The sequence below is a fragment of the Erythrobacter fulvus genome, from assembly GCF_028595285.1.
Taxonomy (GTDB): Bacteria; Pseudomonadota; Alphaproteobacteria; order Sphingomonadales; family Sphingomonadaceae; genus Erythrobacter; species Erythrobacter fulvus.
Window position 1 is genome coordinate 69,147 of the sequence record NZ_JAQQXQ010000010.1, and the last position, 17,388, is coordinate 86,534.

12 protein-coding genes are annotated in these 17,388 nt (G+C 65.7%); 5 read left to right on the forward strand and 7 right to left on the reverse strand.

Going from position 1 to position 17,388, the window contains the following annotated elements:
* Positions 1-42: 42 nt before the first annotated feature.
* Positions 43-2,454 (reverse strand): FtsK/SpoIIIE family DNA translocase, encoded by a 2,412-nt coding sequence (locus OIK40_RS12665; protein ID WP_273678711.1) that lies wholly within the window; start codon positions 2,452-2,454, stop codon positions 43-45.
* Between the two features lie 144 nt (positions 2,455-2,598).
* The gene (locus OIK40_RS12670) at positions 2,599-3,177 is read right to left on the reverse strand and encodes a thiamine phosphate synthase (protein WP_273678712.1); all 579 of its coding nucleotides are present in this window, start codon (positions 3,175-3,177) and stop codon (positions 2,599-2,601) included.
* A 21-nt stretch (positions 3,178-3,198) separates the two neighbouring features.
* On the opposite strand from OIK40_RS12670, the gene OIK40_RS12675 reads away from it, so the two are divergent.
* A complete protein-coding gene (locus OIK40_RS12675; protein ID WP_273678713.1) occupies positions 3,199-3,861 on the forward strand; it encodes a YggS family pyridoxal phosphate-dependent enzyme in 663 nt (220 codons plus the stop codon).
* Positions 3,858-4,328 (forward strand): hypothetical protein, encoded by a 471-nt coding sequence (locus tag OIK40_RS12680; protein WP_273678714.1) that lies wholly within the window; start codon positions 3,858-3,860, stop codon positions 4,326-4,328. The genes OIK40_RS12675 and OIK40_RS12680 overlap by 4 nt, the downstream gene beginning before the upstream one ends.
* A 161-nt stretch (positions 4,329-4,489) precedes the next feature.
* Here the strand turns inward: OIK40_RS12680 and OIK40_RS12685 are convergent, their stop codons facing one another.
* The 3 genes from OIK40_RS12685 to OIK40_RS12695 all read right to left on the reverse strand — a co-directional run bounded on the left by OIK40_RS12685 (position 4,490) and on the right by OIK40_RS12695 (position 11,399).
* Positions 4,490-6,826 carry a TonB-dependent receptor gene (locus OIK40_RS12685; protein ID WP_273678715.1) on the reverse strand — a complete coding sequence of 779 codons (2,337 nt, stop codon included), beginning with the start codon at positions 6,824-6,826 and terminating at the stop codon, positions 4,490-4,492.
* A gap of 101 nt (positions 6,827-6,927) precedes the next feature.
* Positions 6,928-9,687 carry a [protein-PII] uridylyltransferase gene (locus OIK40_RS12690; RefSeq protein WP_273678716.1) on the reverse strand — a complete coding sequence of 920 codons (2,760 nt, stop codon included), beginning with the start codon at positions 9,685-9,687 and terminating at the stop codon, positions 6,928-6,930.
* The gene (locus OIK40_RS12695; RefSeq protein ID WP_273678717.1) at positions 9,684-11,399 is read right to left on the reverse strand and encodes a class I adenylate-forming enzyme family protein; all 1,716 of its coding nucleotides are present in this window, start codon (positions 11,397-11,399) and stop codon (positions 9,684-9,686) included. The genes OIK40_RS12690 and OIK40_RS12695 overlap by 4 nt, the downstream gene beginning before the upstream one ends.
* Before the next feature lie 193 nt (positions 11,400-11,592).
* Between OIK40_RS12695 and lgt the strand changes: the two genes are divergently transcribed.
* Genes lgt through OIK40_RS12710 form a run of 3 tightly spaced genes read left to right on the forward strand, consistent with a single transcriptional unit; the run spans position 11,593 to position 15,007 of the window.
* Entirely contained in the window at positions 11,593-12,489 is an 897-nt protein-coding gene (gene lgt, locus OIK40_RS12700) for a prolipoprotein diacylglyceryl transferase (RefSeq protein ID WP_273678718.1), read from the forward strand.
* Positions 12,393-14,477 carry a class I SAM-dependent methyltransferase gene (locus tag OIK40_RS15060; RefSeq protein WP_309557572.1) on the forward strand — a complete coding sequence of 695 codons (2,085 nt, stop codon included), beginning with the start codon at positions 12,393-12,395 and terminating at the stop codon, positions 14,475-14,477. The genes lgt and OIK40_RS15060 overlap by 97 nt, the downstream gene beginning before the upstream one ends.
* 53 nt (positions 14,478-14,530) lie before the next feature.
* On the forward strand, positions 14,531-15,007 hold the full coding sequence (locus OIK40_RS12710) for a DUF2147 domain-containing protein (RefSeq protein WP_273678719.1): 477 nt from the start codon (positions 14,531-14,533) through the stop codon (positions 15,005-15,007).
* A 22-nt stretch (positions 15,008-15,029) separates the two neighbouring features.
* Here the strand turns inward: OIK40_RS12710 and OIK40_RS12715 are convergent, their stop codons facing one another.
* Both OIK40_RS12715 and OIK40_RS12720 read right to left on the reverse strand, forming a co-directional pair.
* Positions 15,030-16,568 carry an ABC transporter permease/substrate-binding protein gene (locus OIK40_RS12715; RefSeq protein ID WP_273678720.1) on the reverse strand — a complete coding sequence of 513 codons (1,539 nt, stop codon included), beginning with the start codon at positions 16,566-16,568 and terminating at the stop codon, positions 15,030-15,032.
* Positions 16,568-17,338 (reverse strand): ATP-binding cassette domain-containing protein, encoded by a 771-nt coding sequence (locus OIK40_RS12720; protein ID WP_273678721.1) that lies wholly within the window; start codon positions 17,336-17,338, stop codon positions 16,568-16,570. The genes OIK40_RS12715 and OIK40_RS12720 overlap by 1 nt, the downstream gene beginning before the upstream one ends.
* Positions 17,339-17,388: the final 50 nt, after the last annotated feature.

A 17,388-nucleotide genomic window follows, 5' to 3' on the forward strand; every position in this document is an offset into this window, starting at 1 on the left:
AAGCCAGAGCGTGACGCCCGCCCCGTCGTCAGTTGCGCGCGATCACAAGGGATTCCCGTCGCGATCGCGGAAGATCTCGCGCCGGCCGACATGGTTGGGCGGGCCGACGAGGCCTTCGCTCTCCATCCGCTCGATCCATTTGGCGGCGGTGTTGTAGCCCACGCCCATCTGGCGCTGGAGCCACGAACCCGAGGCTTTCTGGTTTTCGATCACGATCTGGCAGGCTTGGCGATACTTACGCTCTTCGGGGTTGTCCGAGGCGGTGAATTCGTCCTCGAAGCCGAAGCCGCCGCCGTCTTCCGGTTCCTCGGTCACGGCATCGACATATTCGGGTGCGCCCTGTCCGCGCCAGAAATCGGCAACCGCCTCCACTTCCTCGTCGCTGACGAACGGGCCGTGGACGCGCACCATCGCGCCTGTATTGGGCTTGTAGAGCATGTCGCCGCGCCCGAGCAGCTGTTCCGCGCCCTGTTCGCCAAGGATGGTGCGGCTGTCGATCCGGCTGGTCACCTTGAAGCTGATGCGGGTCGGCAGGTTGGCCTTGATGACGCCGGTGATGACGTCGACCGAGGGGCGCTGTGTCGCCATGATGAGGTGGATGCCGGCAGCGCGCGATTTCTGCGAGAGGCGCTGGATCAGCACTTCGATTTCCTTGCCCACCGTCACCATCAGATCGGCCAGTTCGTCGACGATCAGCACGATCTGCGGCAGAGGTTCGTAATCGAGCTGTTCTTCCTCGAACAGCTGTTCCCCGGTTTCGGGATCGAACCCGGTCTGCACCCGGCGCCCGAGCGGCTTGCCCTTGGCGATCGCTGCGGAAACCTTTTCGTTGAAGGAGTTGATGTTGCGCGAGGAAATCGCGCTCATCATGCGATACCGCCGCTCCATCTCCTCGACCGCCCATTTCAATGCACGCACCGACTTGTGCGGTTCGGTGACCACGGGCGAAAGAAGGTGCGGGATATCGTCGTAGGTTTTCAGTTCCAGCACCTTGGGATCGATCAGGATCAGGCGCAGTTCGGATGGCGTGAAGCGGTAGAGCAGGCTGAGCAGAATGACGTTCAGCCCCACCGACTTGCCCGAACCCGTGGTGCCCGCGACCAGCAGGTGCGGCATAGCGGCAAGATCGGCGATCACCGGCTCGCCAGCGATATCCTTGCCAAGGATGATCGGCAGATTGCCCTTGGCATCGGCAAAGGCGGCGCAGGCGGCCAGTTCCTTCAGCATCACCATCTGGCGATCCTGATTGGGCAGTTCTATGCCCATCACCGTGCGCCCCGGAATGGGGGAGACGCGCGCGCTGATCGCGCTCATGTTGCGGGCGATATCCTCGGCCAGGCCGACCACGCGGCTGGCCTTGATGCCGGGGGCGGGCTCCAGCTCGTACATCGTCACCACCGGGCCGGTGCGCACCGCGGTGATTTCGCCCTTCACGTTGAAATCGTCGAGCACGTTTTCGAGCAGGCGGGCGTTGCGTTCCAGCGCCATCTTGTCGAGCTTGGGCGCCTTGTCCGCCGGGGGCTCGGCCAGCAGGTCGAGGCTCGGCAGGTTGAAGGCGGCGAACATGTCGCGCTGGGCGGCCTTGGCCGCGACGGCGCGCTTGGGCGGGGCGGAAGGATCGCTGATTTCCGGCGCGCGGCGCGGGCGGTCGTCGGTTTCGGCAGGGGCGGCATCGCCCTTTGCCATGCGGCGCGGGCGCGGTGCGGCGTCGGCTTCATCCTCGTCATCGGCAAAGGCGAGCGCAGGTGCTGCCTTGCGCCCGACGAAGGGCAGGCGGCGCAGCAATCCGGACAGCGATCCGCCGCCGAGAAATTCGGGCAGGCTCATCAGCACCCGCCAGTCGATCGCGAAGATGCGGGTAAGCAGCGCGACACCCACCGCGAGGCAGGTCAGCGCCGCGCCGAGGATTACCCAGCCCTGCGCATCGCCGGCGATCCGCGCCGCCAGCGCCTGAATCGCCCCTGCACCGAGCAGGCCGGCAAGGCCCCCCGCCTGCGCCGGCAAGGTGCCGCCGGGGCCGGGAAAGGCGAGGCTGAGCACGCTGGCCAGCAGCGTCATGGCGATCAGTAGCAGGCCGGTGGGCAGCCACCACGGGGTGGTCTCCGCCTCGTCCCCGTTCTCGACATCGCGCCACAGCTTGCGCGCCGAGACATAGAGCAAGGGCAGCAGCAGTGCCGCGGGATAGCCGAACACCAGCAGCACACTGTCAGCCACCCATGCGCCCGCGCTGCCCATCCAGTTGGCGACGATTTGCGGATCGGCGGCAGTCGATGAACTGGGATCGGTCTGGGTGTAGCTCACCAGCGCCAGCGCAAGGAAGATGGTTGCGCCCAGCAGCAGCCCCGCGCCCGTCATCTGTGCCAGACGGCGCAGGCCACGGCGCAGCCCGGCGCGCCATTCGGCATCGGATTTGCGCGCAGCGGCTTTGCGTGGGGTAACGGCGCGAGTGGCCATGACGGTTCTCCTGAGCGGAACACATCATGAATCCTCCGTGGACTCCGGTCAAGCGATGTGCGGCGGGACGAGCATCATGCGTAGGCGACTGATCGGCGGCCCAGCCGCCGCAAGGCCGACCGGCCGCCCGCAGCGATGCGGCTGTCAGGCCGTATGAGCGAGGATTTCGCGCGCCGGACGGCGTGCGGAGATAAAGGCATCGATCGCCGCCCAGCGTGGCCAGCCTAGGGCGCGCGCACGGGTGCCGCTCATCCCGCCGAGCGCGATCACCGGCAGGCGCATCTGCCGCGCCAGCAGCCGGAACCGCGCCGGGCCCAGCACCGCGCCGCCGGGATGGCTGCGGGTCGGGAACACGGGTGAAAGCAGCACCGCATCCGCGCCCAGCCTTGCGGCAAGGCCCAGTTCGGCCATGTCGTGCGCGGTAGCGAGGTGGATCAACCCCGCGCGGCGCGGGTAAAGGCTGCGGGCCGCGCCATAGATTCCGTCCGCTCCCCATTCGCGCGCGGTCAGGGCGCTGTCGGCAAGGATCACCTTGTGCCGGTGCGCCCGCGCTATGCGGCGCAGCGCAAGGAAGCGCCCGAAACGCTCCGGATCGGGCAGATGGTAATGGCGATAGATGAAGCCAGACCCGCGCGGCAGCTTCGCCAGCGCGCGCTCCAGCCCGGCATCGTTGCGCGCATCGCTGAGCAGCCAGAGATCAGGGAGGGACTTTATCTGCGTCACCGCATCTCTATAGCGCGGAGCATGGAAAGTGCAGCAACCGCTCTCGAAGAAGTCCGTGGCAATATCGCCCGCGTGTGCAAGCCCGCGCGGCGCAAGCCCGAGGACGTCACCCTGATCGCGGTCAGCAAGACCAAGGGCGTGGACGCAATCCAGCCGCTGATCGATGCAGGCCAGCGCGTGTTCGGCGAGAACCGCGTGCAGGAGGCCGCCGCCAAGTGGCCCGCGCTGCGCGAGGCTCATCCCGATATCGAACTGCACCTGATCGGCCAGTTGCAATCGAACAAGGCGGAAGAGGCGGTCGCGCTGTTCGACTGCATCCACTCGCTTGATCGCCCCAGCCTGCTGACGGCTCTGGCCAAGGCGATGGACAAGGCAGGACGGCGCGTACCGTGCTTCGTGCAGGTCAATATCGGCGACGAGGAGCAGAAGGGCGGCTGTCCGATTGCCGATCTGCCTGCGTTTCTGGAAGCGGTGCGTGCAGCCGGTATTCCGCTGGCCGGGCTGATGTGCATTCCCCCCGCCGATATCGAACCCGCGCCGTTCTTCGCGCTGCTGGCAAAGCTGGCGGCGGATCATGGCCTTAAGGGCCTCAGCATGGGCATGAGCGGCGATTACGAGACTGCCGTGATGCTCGGCGCGACCCATGTGCGGGTCGGCACCGCGCTGTTCGGCGCCCGCGGTTGAGCGCCACGCTCGCCCGGCTCGACACTTTTTTCGATGCGTGGCGCGCGCGCCTGTGCTCCGGGCGTGCCGAGGTGCGCTTTGTCGCCAGGCCGCTCGATACGCCGCCCGGCCTGCACGCCGCCTGCGCCGACAGCTTCGTGAGCGGACTGGGCTACCGGCCGATCGGCGGCAATTGGGAACTGCTTGATCCGGAGGGTGATCTGGCCGGCCCGCGCGCGGCGCTTGCTGCGCTGGTCGAGGCCTTCGCGCATGACATGGCCTTGCCGCAGCAGCCGTGGTTGGGCGAGAGCGATGCGCAGGCGATGGCAAGGGATTTCCTCGCGTGTTTCGATCCCCGCACGCGGCAGATCGTGACCAACCGCATGTATTTCGGTTGGAACCCTCTCACCGACGCGCCGATCGAATGGGCTTTCGTCGCCTTCGACGACACCGCCATCGCGCTGCTGCTGGCCACTGCCGACGACTGAACGAAAAAGGGCGCCCCGTTGCCGGAGCGCCCCGTTTCGTTTTCACCGCGAGCATCGGTCACATAGTGACCGCAAGGCCGACTGGCCGCCCGCAGCGAGCGCAGTTTTGCTGCGCGTCTAGCGAGGACGATCGCCCGGAGGGGCGATCGCCACAAAAGGCATCAGAACTCGAACAGCGCCTCGATGCCGACGTTGCGGCCGCGCATCAGCGGCGAGAAGGTGCCAGCAGTCGGGTTGGCGCCGAACGGACGACGCACACCGGTCGAGTTCGGGCCACCGAACGGAACCTGCGTGTCGCCACCTTCCTGCACCTGATCGAGCAGGTTACGGCCGTAGAGCGACAGCGACAGGCCATCGACCGGGGTGTTCCAGGTGATGTTCGCCTCGAGGTTCGACAGGCTGTTCAGCCAGCCGAGGTTGTCGTCGGTATAGGCCGCCTCGTCGCGATACTGGTAGTTCACCCGGGTCAGGATCGAGCTGCTGCCGAGATCCAGTTCGTGGATGAGGCCGGCACCGACGGTGATCGGGGGAACGCGCGGCAGGCTCAGCGCCAGATCGGTGTCGTTGATGACACCGTCACCCGAGATGTCGAACAGCACTTCGTCATACTCGGCGTCGATGATCCCGATATTGGCGGTGAAGGCCAGCGAATCCGACACGCGCATGCGCGCTTCGGCTTCGAAGCCGGTGATCGTCGCATCGGCGGTGTTGAGGATGTTCTGCACCACGCCCGCGCCCGGATCGGCAAGGTTCACTTCGCGCTGCATGTTGCCGACCTTGGTGATGTAGGCCGCCGCGTTCAGCGTGAACGAGCCGTCATCGGTCTGGAATTTGCCGCCGATTTCGTAATTGTCGACCTGCTCTTCATCGAAACCAAGCGAATTGGTGGCGAGGAAGGCGCGGTTGAATACGGCAACGTTGGTGATGCGGAAGTTGTAGCCGCCCGAACGGAAACCGCGGCTCCAGTGACCGTAGATCTGGCTGTTGGCGAATTCGTACTGCAGGCCGAGCTTGGGCGAAACGTTGCGGAACCGCACGCGATCGGTGAATCCGTTGGTTTCGGTCGCCGGGTTGAACGGCTCGGTACCGGTCGGGCAGGTGCCCGCCACCACCGAACAGGCCGCACGCGGCAGGATGTAGGTGACCGCAGCGTCCTTGGTTTCCTGGTTCCAGCGGATACCGGCGATCAGCGACAGGTTGTCGACGAATTCCCACTGGGCATTGGCGAACACGCCAAGCACTTCGTGGTCCTGCGTGCCACCGCCGTAGAACACCGGCGGCTGGAAGGCCGGCGGCAGGTCACGACGCAGCTCGCGGCTTTCGTCATAGGCGAGATCCTGCTGGAAGAAGAAACCGCCGAAGGTCAGGTCGATGCGGTCGAACGACATGGCATAGCGCAGTTCGTTCGAGATCTGGTCCTGCTCGGTCAGCGAGTTGGAGTGGAACAGGAACAGCGGGGTCGCGTCGATGTCGCCGCGGGTGCGTGCCTTGTAATCGCGATAGCCGAACACGTTGGTCAGCGTGCCGGGGCCGATGTCCCATTCCGCGGTCAGCGATCCGGTCCAGATCTCGTTGGCGTAGAAGCCGGGCTCGTCGATCGCGAAGTCGAAGCTGTTGCGATCGAAGAACGCGCGGTTCTGGGCCGAGGGGCCATCGCCGTCGCTTTCGAAATAGTCGAGCTTACCGGTCAGGGTCAGATCGCCGAGACGTGCTTCGAGAGCGCCGCGCAGGATCTTGGTTTCCGCCGCACCATGGTTCGATCCGTCGAACAGGTTGGTGAAGTAACCTTCGTCCTTGTTGTAGTATGCGCCAACCTTGAACAGCAGCACGTCTTCGACGATCGGGCCCGAGACCACGCCGCTGACGGTGTAGTTCGCGCCGCCGCGGCCGCCATCGAGCGCCGGGCCGTCGACCGCCGCACGGAACTTGCCGCGGAAATCTTCGGTCGGGTTGCCGGTGTTGATCACCACCGCACCGCCGGTCACGTTGCGGCCGAACAGCACGCCCTGCGGGCCGCGCAGGATTTCGACGCTTTCAAGGTCGAACAGGTCGAACACGACGCCGCCGTTGATGCCGAGATAGACGCCGTCAACGAACACGCCGACGGTCGGGTCGATCGAGGGGATCGACGAGTTGATGCCGAGGCCGCGAACGGTGAAGTTGGCGGTGCCGCGGCTGGTGCCGACCTGGTCAAGGCTGACGGTCGGTGCCTGGAACGACAGGCCCTGGATGTCGCGGATCTTGAAGGCTTCAAGCGTGTCCGCATTGAACGCGGTCACGGCCAGCGGCACGTCCTGCACGTTCTCCGGGTCACGGGTCTTGGTGCCGGTGACGAGAATTTCGTTGATGGTGTCGAGTGCGCTGGTGCGGGTTTCTTCCTGCACTTCGGTTTCGGCGTCCTGCGCGCTCGCGGCGAACGGGGTCAGCGCCGCGGTGCCGAGCAGCAGCGCGATCTTGCCGAGCCGGAGGGGGCCCGACACGGGGGTGTTGATGGACATGTTATAACTCTCCCTGAGTTGAGGCTCGCCCAAATACCGAAGAGTCACGAGAATGCAACCTATCTCGGCGCTCCTCTCGACAGAGCGCCAATGGCGCCCGATCAGGCTTGTTCGAGCTGCTGCTGGCGGCGATCGCTGGCGGCTTCGAGCAGCGCTGCCTCGATTTCGGCCATCCGTTCGGGCGCCTTGACCTTGGCGCCTGTCAGATCGGTGACGTAGAAGGTATCCGCCGCGGCCTCGCCATAGGCGGTGATATGCGCCGAATGGACGATCAGGTTGGCCTTGTAGAGCGCATGGGCAAGCCGGTTGAGCAGCGCCGGACGGTCGCGCGCGGTCACTTCCACCACGGTGAAATGGTTGGACGCATCATTGTCGAACCCGACCCGCGGGGCGACGTCGAACGCCTTGGCGCGCGAATGGGCAAGCGGTCGCGCGGCGAGTTTGGGCACCAGTTCGACCTTGGCCAGCAGCGCGTCGCGGATGCCCTTCTTGATGCGCGCGATCTGTGCGTCCTCTCCCATCGGCTGGCCGTGCTGGTCCTGCACCAGGAAATTGTCGAAGGCATAGCCGCTTTTGGCGGTGTGGATGCGCGCGTCGATGATGTTGCCGCCGGCCAGATGGATGCCGCCTGCCATGCGGTAGAACAGGCCCGGATGGTCGGCGGCGATGACGTTGACGCGGGTCGCGCCGCGGGTCTCGTCGGGTTCGCAATGGATCGACAGCTGATCTTCGGCCGCGCGTGCGGCTTCGTATTGCAGCAGATTGCTGGCGATGATGTCTTCCGGCTCGGCAATCCAGTAGGCATCGGCCAGCAGCGCGCCGGTGCTGTCCACCAGATGATCATTATCGCCCAGCAGCCGGGCAACCGCGTCCTTCTTCGCTGCCACCCGCTGCGCGCGCCCGTGGCCTTTGTGGCCCAGCCGCAGCCGTTCCTGCGCGGCGTCGAACAACTCGCCCAAAAGCTGCGCTTTCCAGCTGTTCCAGGTGCCCGGGCCGACGGCGCGGATATCGACCGCGGTCAGGATCGCGAGGTTGCGCAGGCGTTCAAGGCTCTGCACCTCACCCACGAAATCCTCGATCGTCTTGGGGTCGGTCAGATCGCGTTTCTGTGCGGTGCGGCTCATCAACAGGTGATGCAGCACCAGCCAGGCGACAAGGTCAGTCTCCTTCTCGTCCAGCCCGAAACGCGGGCACAGCCGATGCGCCACCTCCGCACCCAGCACCGAATGATCGCCCCCGCGCCCCTTGGCGATGTCATGCAGCAGCACCGCGACATAAATCGCGCGGCGCGAGGCGACCTTGGGCAATTCGCGGGTGGCGCGCGGGTGATCGGCGGTCAGCAGGCCGCGCTCGATCTGCGACAGCAGCCCGATCGCGCGGATGGTGTGCTCGTCGACCGTATAGTGGTGATACATGTCGAACTGCATCTGGGCGTTGACCCGTCCGAAGTCGGGAACGAACCGGCCGAACACTCCCGCCTCGTTCATCCAGCGCAGCGCGGTTTCGGGGTCCTTGCGACCCGCCAGCAGGTCGAGGAACAGGGTATTGGCGCGTTTGTCGCGGCGCACCCGCCCGTCGATCAGACGGGCGTCGCGATCGGCGAGACGCATGGTTTCTGGGTGGACCTCCAGCCCTTCGGCCTCGGCCAGCTGGAACACCTCGATCAGCCGCACCGGATCGGCGCGGAACCAGTCGTCGCCCGGCGCGCGCAGCCGCCCGCCCTCGACCACATAGCCCTTGAACACGCGCGGACGCTGGGTGAATCCGGCGAAGAACCCGCTGCGGGTGCGTTTCTTGGCGAATTCCTGATCCAGGTGGGCAAGGAACACGCCGGTCAGGCTGCCGACGCGTTTGGCCTGCAGGAAATAGAACTGCATGAAGCGTTCGACCGCGCTTTTGCCCGGGCGGTCGGCGAAATTCATTCGCTCGGCCACCTGCCGTTGCAGGTCGAAGGTCAGCCGGTCCTCGGCGCGGTCGGTAATGATGTGCATGTGGCAGCGCACCGCCAGCAGGAAGCCTTCAGCGCGGCGGAAGCTGCGATATTCGCTGGCCGTCAGCAGCCCGACATCGACCAGTTCCGCGGCGTTCTGCACGCGGTGGACATATTTGCCGATCCAGTAGAGCGTCTGCAGGTCGCGCAGCCCCCCCTTGCCGTCCTTGATATTGGGTTCCACGACATAGCGGCTGTCGCCCATCCGTTTGTGCCGCGCGTCGCGTTCGGCGAGCTTCTGGGTCAGGAACTGGCGTTCGCTGCCCTTGGCGACCTCGTTCCAGAACCGCTGGCGCAATTCCTCGTAAAGCTCCTGATCGCCCCACACCAGCCGCCCTTCGAGCAGCGCTGTGCGGATCGTCAGGTCTTCACGTGCCTGCCGCATGGTATCGGCCACGGTGCGGCTCGAATGGCCGACCTTGAGGCCGAGATCCCACAGCAGATAGAGCATCGCCTCGATCACCTGTTCGCACCACGGCGAACGTTTCATCGGGGTGATGAAGGCGATGTCGATATCCGAATGCGGCGCCATCTCCGCCCGCCCGTAACCGCCGACCGCAAGGATCGCGAGGCGTTCGGCCTGGGTGCGGTTGGGGACGGGATAGAGGTGCGTGGTGACGTGATCATGGATCACCCGCAGCAGCTGGTCGGTGAGGAAGGAATAGCCGCCCGTCACCTCGTGCCCGGCGGAAGGCGCTTCGGCCAGCCGCCGTTCCAGCTCTGCGCGCCCGGCGTCAAGCGCGGCACGCAGCGCCTTGACGATTGCGGCGCGCGCCTTCGTTCCCTGCGCCTCGTGCAGGCCGGCGACCTCGTCGGCCAGCGCGCGGCGGTCGATTATCGCGCGCTGGCCGGGGACGCGGCGCGGGCTCACGCGGCGATGTTCTCGCTGGCGTAACGCGCCTTGACGGTGCGCTTGTCGATCTTCTGGGTGCCGAGCCGCGGCAGGGCCTCCTCGGTGATCCAGATCTGGTGTTCGAGCGGCACCTTGAACGGCGCGATCCGTTCCAGCAGGAATGCGCGCAGCTCGCCCGGAGTGATCGGCTCGCGACCTTCCTTCATGCGATAGACCGCCGCCGGCACTTCGCCGAAGCGTTCGTCGGTCAGGCCGAACACCGAACATTCGCCCACATCGTCATGCGCGTAGATCGCGTCTTCCACTTCGATGCACGAGATATTCTCGCCGCCGCGGATGATGATGTCCTTCTTGCGATCGACGATGAACAGGTAGTCGTCCTCGTCGAGATAGCCGAGATCGCCGGTGCGGAAATAGCCGTTGTCGGTGAAGGCGGCCTTTGTGGCTTCGGGGTTCTTCCAGTAGCCGCGGAAATTGGCGACGGAGCGGATGCAGACCTCGCCCACCTGACCTTGCGGCAGCGGGTTTCCGGCATCGTCGAGAATCGCCATATCGACCATCGGCTTCGACGGGCGGCCGGTCGAACCCGGCTTGGCGAGGTAGTTTTCGTTGAAATTGCCGCAGCCCACCGCGTTGGTTTCCGTGAGGCCGTAACCCAGCAGCGGGAACCCGCCGGGGAAGGCTTCCTTGATGCGAGTGACATGCTCCACCGGACGCGGTGCGCCGCCCGCGGCGAAGCTCTTGCACTTCGACAGGTCGTACTTGGCGCGGTCAGGGTGGTTGGCGATTTCGTAGCTCATCAGCGGCACGCCGACGAAATAAGTGACCTTTTCTTCCGCCATCAGCCGAATTGCGAGGCCTGCGTCCCACTTGGGCATCAGCACCAGCTTGCGCGCGATCGCGAAGCTCTGGAGGAACAGCGGCACCTCGCCCGTCACGTGGAACAGCGGCACGGCAACCAGCGCGCAGGGCTGATCCGTCATCGGGCCTTCCTGGCTTTCGACATGGACCTTGGCCATCGCGCTCTGGGCGACATAGTTCATCACGCCGTTCACGACGCCGCGGTGATCCGACCACGCGCCCTTGGACTTGCCGGTGGAACCCGAGGTGTAGAGGATGGTGGCGATATCGTCCGGCCCGATCTGCCCGAGCATCGTCATCGCCGCGCTGGTGCCCTGCGGCACGCGCCAGACATTGGCGAGGCCTTCCGAAGGGGCGTTGCCGTGATCGAACAGCACCACCTTGCCGCCGTGATCGTGGCCTTCAAGCCGCGCTGCGCGCCCCGCATCGGCCAGCACCAGCTTCGCTTCGGCCAGATCGATCCCGTAGGCCAGTTCCTCTCCGCTGGAAAAACCATTGAGCAGCGTGGCGCAGCCGCCCGCCATCAGAATGCCCATATAGGCGATCATCCAGTTGGCCGAATTGCGCGCGGCGATCGCGATACGATCGCCTTTTTCCACGCCGTGATCATGCACCAGGCTTTCCGCAACGCAGGTCGCGGCGCTGTAGGCTTCGGAAAAGGTCAGCCGCACATCGCCGTCGACAAGGAAGGGTACGTCGCGATGCTCGTTGCAGAAATGCGCGAAATAATGCGCAAGGCTCGGCGGGGCCCCGGCGAAAGCGGGCATTTCCACCCCGTCGCGCACGAAAGGCACGGTGGCGAAGGGCTGACCTTCGGCAGTCAGGGCGGTGATGATCGCTTCAAGCGCATTGTCCAGCTGGGTGGGCATGCGGTGTCCTTTCCTCTCTTTTATACTGGAGGACCGGCGCGCGCTGCGCCTGTGCCGGTCTTCCGATCCCATTTCCTGCCGGCAGTCCTGCGCCCCTTCCCCTGCGTTTCGCGCTGTGCCAGAAGCCCAGTCGCAAAACGGCCCGTCCAGGCCCGCCGATACGGCATATCATTGTCAATAAGGGGTTCGCTCCGTGCTGTCACTACTTGCCGCAAGCGGCGCTGCCGATCCGGTCTACTGGTCGGATCTCGGCCTGCGTCCCGGTATCGATCTGGGGTTCTTTACGCTCAGATATTATTCGCTCGCCTACCTGATCGGGGTGTTTTTCGCCTGGTGGCACACCTCGAAAATGCTCAAGGCGCCCGGCGCGCCGATGGCCCAGCGCCACGCTGACGATCTGTTCTTCTACTGCACGCTCGGCGTGATTCTCGGCGGGCGGCTGGGCTATGCGCTGTTCTACACCGGGGGCGAGACCGGCATCCCGTCCGCCTTCACCGATTTTTCGGGTGACGGGTTCATCTCGTGGAAGCTGCTGCGGCTGTGGGACGGGGGGATGAGCTTCCACGGCGGGCTTGCCGGGGTGACGCTGGCGATGGCCTATGTGTCGTGGCGCGACCGGCTGAACTTCATCCGCGTGGTTGATTATGTCAGCGTCGGCGTGCCGATGGGTATGCTGCTCGGGCGGCTGGCCAATTTCGTCAATGGCGAGCTGTGGGGGCGCGTCACCGATGTGCAATGGGCGATGGTGTTCCCCGGCGCGGGCGATCTGCCGCGCCACCCCAGCCAGCTCTATCAGGCCGGGCTCGAAGGGCTGGCGCTGCTGATCGTGATGATGCTGCTGTTCTGGAAGACCCGCGCACGCTATCGCCCCGGACTGCTGGCCGGGGTATTCACGCTGGGCATGGGAATTGCGCGCTTCGTTAACGAATTTTTCCGTCAGCCCGACGCACAGTTGGCTGACTTCGCGGCGCGAACCGGACTATCGATGGGGCAATGGCTAACCATACCGCTGATCTTGACTGGATTGATTGTCGTGCTCTTCGCGCTGCGGAAGAAGCCGCTGGCCTCGGGGACAAGGAGCCCGGCCTGAACGCCGGCGGCAGCCGCGTCTGGCGCGGCGGGCTGCGGCTGATCGATCCCGAGGACGACAGGCAAGCGCAGGCGCGCGCCAAAGCCGAGGCTGCGGCCAAGGCAAAGGCCGAGGCCGAAGCGCAGGCCGCCGCCGAGCGTGCGGCGCGTGAAAAGGCTGCTGCCGAAGCCAAGGCAAAAGCCGAAGCAGAGGCGCGCGAACGCGCCGAAACGGCTGCCCGCGCCAAGGCGGAAGCCGAGGAAAAAGCCCGCCAGGAAGCCGAAGCCCGCGAGCGCGCCAAAGCTGAAGCCAGGGCGAAGGCCGAAGCAGAAGCGAAAGCCAAGGCTGAAGCCCTCGCCCGTGCCAAGGCCGAGGCGGATGAACGTGCCCGCCTGATGCGCGAAGAACGCGCCCGCGCGAAAGCAGAGGCCGAAGCGCGTGCCGCTGCAGAAGCCGAAGCCCGCGCCAAAGCCGCAGCCGAGGCCCGTGCCCGCCGCGAGGCCGAAGCGGCCGAACGCGCACGTCTCACCGCAGAGGCCAAGGCGAAGGCAGAGGCCGAAGCCAAGGCCCGCAAGGAAGCCAAGGAAAAGGCAGAAGCCGAGGAAAAGGCCCGGCGCGAGGCGGAAGCGAAAGCCAAGGCAGAGGCGGAGGCCAAGGCCCGCGCCAAGGCAGAGGCGGAAGCCCGCAAGAAGGCCGAAGCCGAAGCCAAGGCCCGTGCCGCCGCCGAAGCCAAGGCGAAAGCCGAAGCAGAGAAGAAAGCCAAGGCCGAAGCCGAAGCCCGCGCAAAAGCTGAGGCCGAGGAAAAGGCCCGCAAGGAGGCCGAAGCCGCCGCAAAGGCCAAGGTAGAAGCCGAGGAAAAGGCCCGCCGCGAGGCGGAGGAAAAGGCGAAGGCCGAAGCCGAAGCGGCAGAGCGCGCCAAGGCCGAGGAACAGGCGCGGCTCGATGCCGAGGCCGCCGCGCGCGCCAAGATCGATCTGGGCAAGACCTTCCGCCGCCTCATCAAGCAGACCGGCCCGATCAGCCTTGCCCACTATATCGCCGAAAGCAACGCGCGCTATTATGCCAGCCGCGATCCGCTGGGCGATCAGGGCGATTTCATCACCGCGCCCGAAATCAGCCAGATGTTCGGCGAACTGATCGGGCTGTGGTTCGCCGATCTGTGGGTGCGGATGGGCAGTCGCAAGCGCATCCACTTTGTCGAACTTGGCCCCGGTCGCGGCACCCTGTCACGCGATGCGCTGGCGACGGCGGCGCGCTACGACTTCGCGCCGGAGGTGCATTTCGTCGAAACTTCGCCGACGCTGCGCGCAATCCAGCGTGAGACCTTCCCCGGCTGCCACCATCACCACGACCTGTCGACCCTGCCCGATGATGCCCCCTTGCTGATCGTCGCCAACGAATTCTTCGACGCGCTGCCGATCCACCAGCTGATGCGATCGGCCGATGGCTGGTTCGAACGCATGGTCGGGCTGGACGGCGACAAATTCACCTATGTCGCGGGCAAGGAACGGATGGATCATCTTGTGCCGCCCAGCTGGCTGAGGGCATCGCAGGGTGCGACGATCGAAACCAGCCCCGCCGCCGTGGCGGTGATGGGCGAGATCGCCCGGCGGCTGAAGGAACAGGGCGGCGCGGCGCTGATCATCGATTACGGACACCGCGAACTTGCTTCGGGCACAACCCTGCAGGCTCTCAAAGCGCACAAGAAGGTCGACGTTTTCGACCATCCTGGCGAGGCCGACATCACCGCACACGTCGATTTCGAGCTGCTGGGTCACGTCGCGACGCAGCACGGCGCCGACGTGATGGGGCTGCAAGGTCAGGGTGAATGGCTGCGCCAGATGGGGATCGACACCCGGCTGGAGGCGCTCCAGCGGCGCAACCCGGGCGAGAAGGACAAGCTCCAGCGCCAGCGCGACCGGTTGGTGCAAGACCACCAGATGGGAACGCTGTTCAAGGTTCTGGGCATTTGCGGGCGGCGCTGGCCCTTCGGGGTCGGCTTTGATTAGAGCACTTCGGAAAGTGCTCTAAGCGGTAACCGGCTGCGCGTTTTGCGCGTATCATGAGCTATCCGCAGCCGGAGAATCATCCGATGATGTCGCGCCTTGCCCTGTTTTGCGCACCGTTGCTGGCCGCCGTCTCGCTGGTCGGCGCTGCCGCACAGGCCGCCGAACCGGTGGCGGGACGCTGGGTCACCGCTGAAAAAGACGCGGTGGTGGCCGTCGCGCCGTGCGGCGGGTCCGGCAGCAAGGGGGCGATGTGCGGGACGATCGATCGCTTTCTGGTCGCCCCGCCGCAGGGCCTCGACCAGCGCAATGTCAACAATCCGGATCCGAAACTGCGCACCCGCAAGCTGCTCGGCATGCCGATCCTGACGAGCTTCGTCAGCGATGGCGATCTGTGGCGTGGCCGGATTTACGATCCCAAGAGCGGTAAGAGCTACCGATCGATCATCCGCCGCAAGGGGGGCAATGTGCTGGAGGTCAAAGGCTGCATCGGCCCGTTCTGCCAGACTCAGCTGTGGAAGCGGGCGCCCTGATTTGCGCGAGTCCTAAAGACCCCTACAGCCCGGCTTTCCTTGCCAATTCCGCCGCCGCCGCCTTGGGCGTCATCTTTCTGTCGTCCTCGCGGTCGACGGCAAGGTTCGCCTCGCGCATTGCCTCGACGCTGATCGCGCCTACCAGCGGCTGGAGCGCGGCGATCACGTCTGCGTCCCCGGCAATCCGGGGCGAGAGCATCAGCATCGCGTCATAGCTCGGCAGCGCGCCTTTGGGGTCTTCTAGCACCACCAGCCGGTCCGCCGCGATCCGCCCGTCGGAGGTATAGGCGCTGATCACGTCCGCCTCGCCCGAGGAAAGCGCGTTGTACATGAAGGTCGGCGCGAAATTGCGCGTGCCCGCAAACCGCAGGCCATAGACATCGCGCACCGCGATCCATTCGGGCCGCTCGAAGAACTCCGGATCGCCGCCGACCGTCAGCTGCGGGGCCACCGCGACCAGATCATTGAGCGAGGCAACCCCCAGCTCCGCCGCCCGGTCGCCGCGCATGGCGAAGGCATAGGCGTTTTCGAACCCCAGCCGGCCCAGCACCTTGACACCGTTCTCGCGTGCTTCCCAGTCGCGGATGGTTTCATACATCGCCTCGCGCCCCGGATTGTCGGAGCGGTTCAGGTAATTGGTCCAGATCGTGCCGGTGTAATCGACCGAAATATCGATGCTCGACGATGCAACCGCCGAATGCACCACCGCGCTGCCCAACCCGTCGCGATATTCGACGGCAAAGCCCGCGGCCTCCAGCTGCGATCCGATCAGCTGGGCAAGGATGTATTGTTCGGAAAACTGCTTGGAGGCGATGACGATGCGGCGCTCCTCGCTTCCGGCATTCTGCGCCCACAGCGCGACTAGGATGCCCAGAGCGACCACCGCCATCCCGCCAAAGGTCTGAAGCCGCGATCGGCGGGCGAGACCGACTTCGATCACCCACAGCAGATTGTCTGCCGCCAGCGCCAGCGCAGCGCTGGCAAGGCATCCGGCCAGCACCAGTGCCCAGTTCTGCGTTTGCAGCCCGGCAAAGATCGGGTCGCCAAGGCTCGGCTGGCCGATCGTCGTTCCCAGCGTCGCCAGCCCGATGGTCCAAACAGCTGCCGTGCGGATCCCGGCCATGATGAAGGGGGCAGATAGTGGCGCTTCGACCAGCGTCAGCTTCTGCCACTTGGTCATCCCCACCCCGTCTGCGGCCTCCAGAACGCCCGGGTCGAGATTGGCCTGCGCGGTTACCGCGTTCCGCAGGATCGGCAGCAACGCATAGAGCGTCAGCGCCATTAGCGCGGGGAGAAAGCCCAATGTCGGCAGCCCCTCGCCGAACACCGTGCGCAAGCTTAGCAACAGCGGGAAAAACAATGCCAGCAAGGCAAGCGCGGGGATGGTCTGGACAAGGCTGGCGAGGCTCAGCGCGATGCGCGAAACCATCGGCGATCGGCTGGCCCACACCGCCAACGGCAGCGCGATCAGCATCGCAAGGCCGATCGCGCTGGCCGACAGAACCACGTGCGCGGCCAGCTTGTCGCCGAGGCCGGGGAGGATGTCCCAGATATCGCCCATCAGGCCGGACTTTCCATTGCGGCGAGCCGTTCGGCCTGCTGGCGCGGTACGGCGACAAGGCCCTGCGCGATCTCGCCACCCGCCCCCGCCAGCAGCGCGCGCGGGGTTTCGTCGGCGACCAGTTGCCCTGCGTCCATCACCAGCACCCGGTCGGCCAGCAGCAACGCCTCGGCCATGTCGTGCGTCACCATCACGGTCGTCAGCCCGAGTCGTTCATGCAACTCGCGCACCTTGGTGCCTAGCGCGTCGCGGGTCAGCGGATCGAGCGCGCCGAAGGGTTCGTCCATCAGCAGCAGTTCGGGCTCGCCTGCCAGCGCGCGCGCCACGCCGACCCGCTGGCGCTGTCCGCCCGAAAGCTCGTCGGGCATGCGGCCGGCGAAACCGGGATCGAGTTCGACCAGTTCGAGCAATTCGGCGATGCGCTCGGGCGCAAGTGTCTCGCCTGTCAGGCGCGGGCCGATGGCGATGTTTTCGGCAACGCTCATATGCGGGAACAGGCCGATGCCCTGAAACACATAGCCCACCCGGCGGCGCAGGCGGGCAGGCGGCAGCATGCTCACATCCTCGCCCCCGAACAGCACGCGCCCGCCGGTCGGTTCGACAAGGGTGTTGACCATCTTGAGCAGCGTGGATTTGCCCGAACCTGACGCTCCCACCAGCGCGACGAAGCTACCTGCGGCGATGCTGCAACTCACGCCCGCCACTGCCTGCACGTCGCCATAGGCGCGGGCTGCGTGTTCGAACACGAGCAGGGGTTGCGGAGCGTTCATGGCGGAGGGTCGTAACCGCGAAACACGTCGAGGGCCAGCTTCGCCAATTG

Coding starts and splice junctions, on each gene's coding strand:
- OIK40_RS12715 (WP_273678720.1), bottom strand. CDS start 16,568: ATGGGCGATATCTGGGACATCCTCCCCGGCCTCGGCGACAAGCTGGCC.
- OIK40_RS12720 (WP_273678721.1), bottom strand. CDS start 17,338: ATGAACGCTCCGCAACCCCTGCTCGTGTTCGAACACGCAGCCCGCGCC.
- OIK40_RS12685 (WP_273678715.1), bottom strand. CDS start 6,826: ATGTCCATCAACACCCCCGTGTCGGGCCCCCTCCGGCTCGGCAAGATC.
- OIK40_RS15060 (WP_309557572.1), top strand. CDS start 12,393: ATGGCTAACCATACCGCTGATCTTGACTGGATTGATTGTCGTGCTCTT.
- OIK40_RS12665 (WP_273678711.1), bottom strand. CDS start 2,454: ATGGCCACTCGCGCCGTTACCCCACGCAAAGCCGCTGCGCGCAAATCC.
- OIK40_RS12710 (WP_273678719.1), top strand. CDS start 14,531: ATGAGCTATCCGCAGCCGGAGAATCATCCGATGATGTCGCGCCTTGCC.
- OIK40_RS12675 (WP_273678713.1), top strand. CDS start 3,199: ATGGAAAGTGCAGCAACCGCTCTCGAAGAAGTCCGTGGCAATATCGCC.
- OIK40_RS12695 (WP_273678717.1), bottom strand. CDS start 11,399: ATGCCCACCCAGCTGGACAATGCGCTTGAAGCGATCATCACCGCCCTG.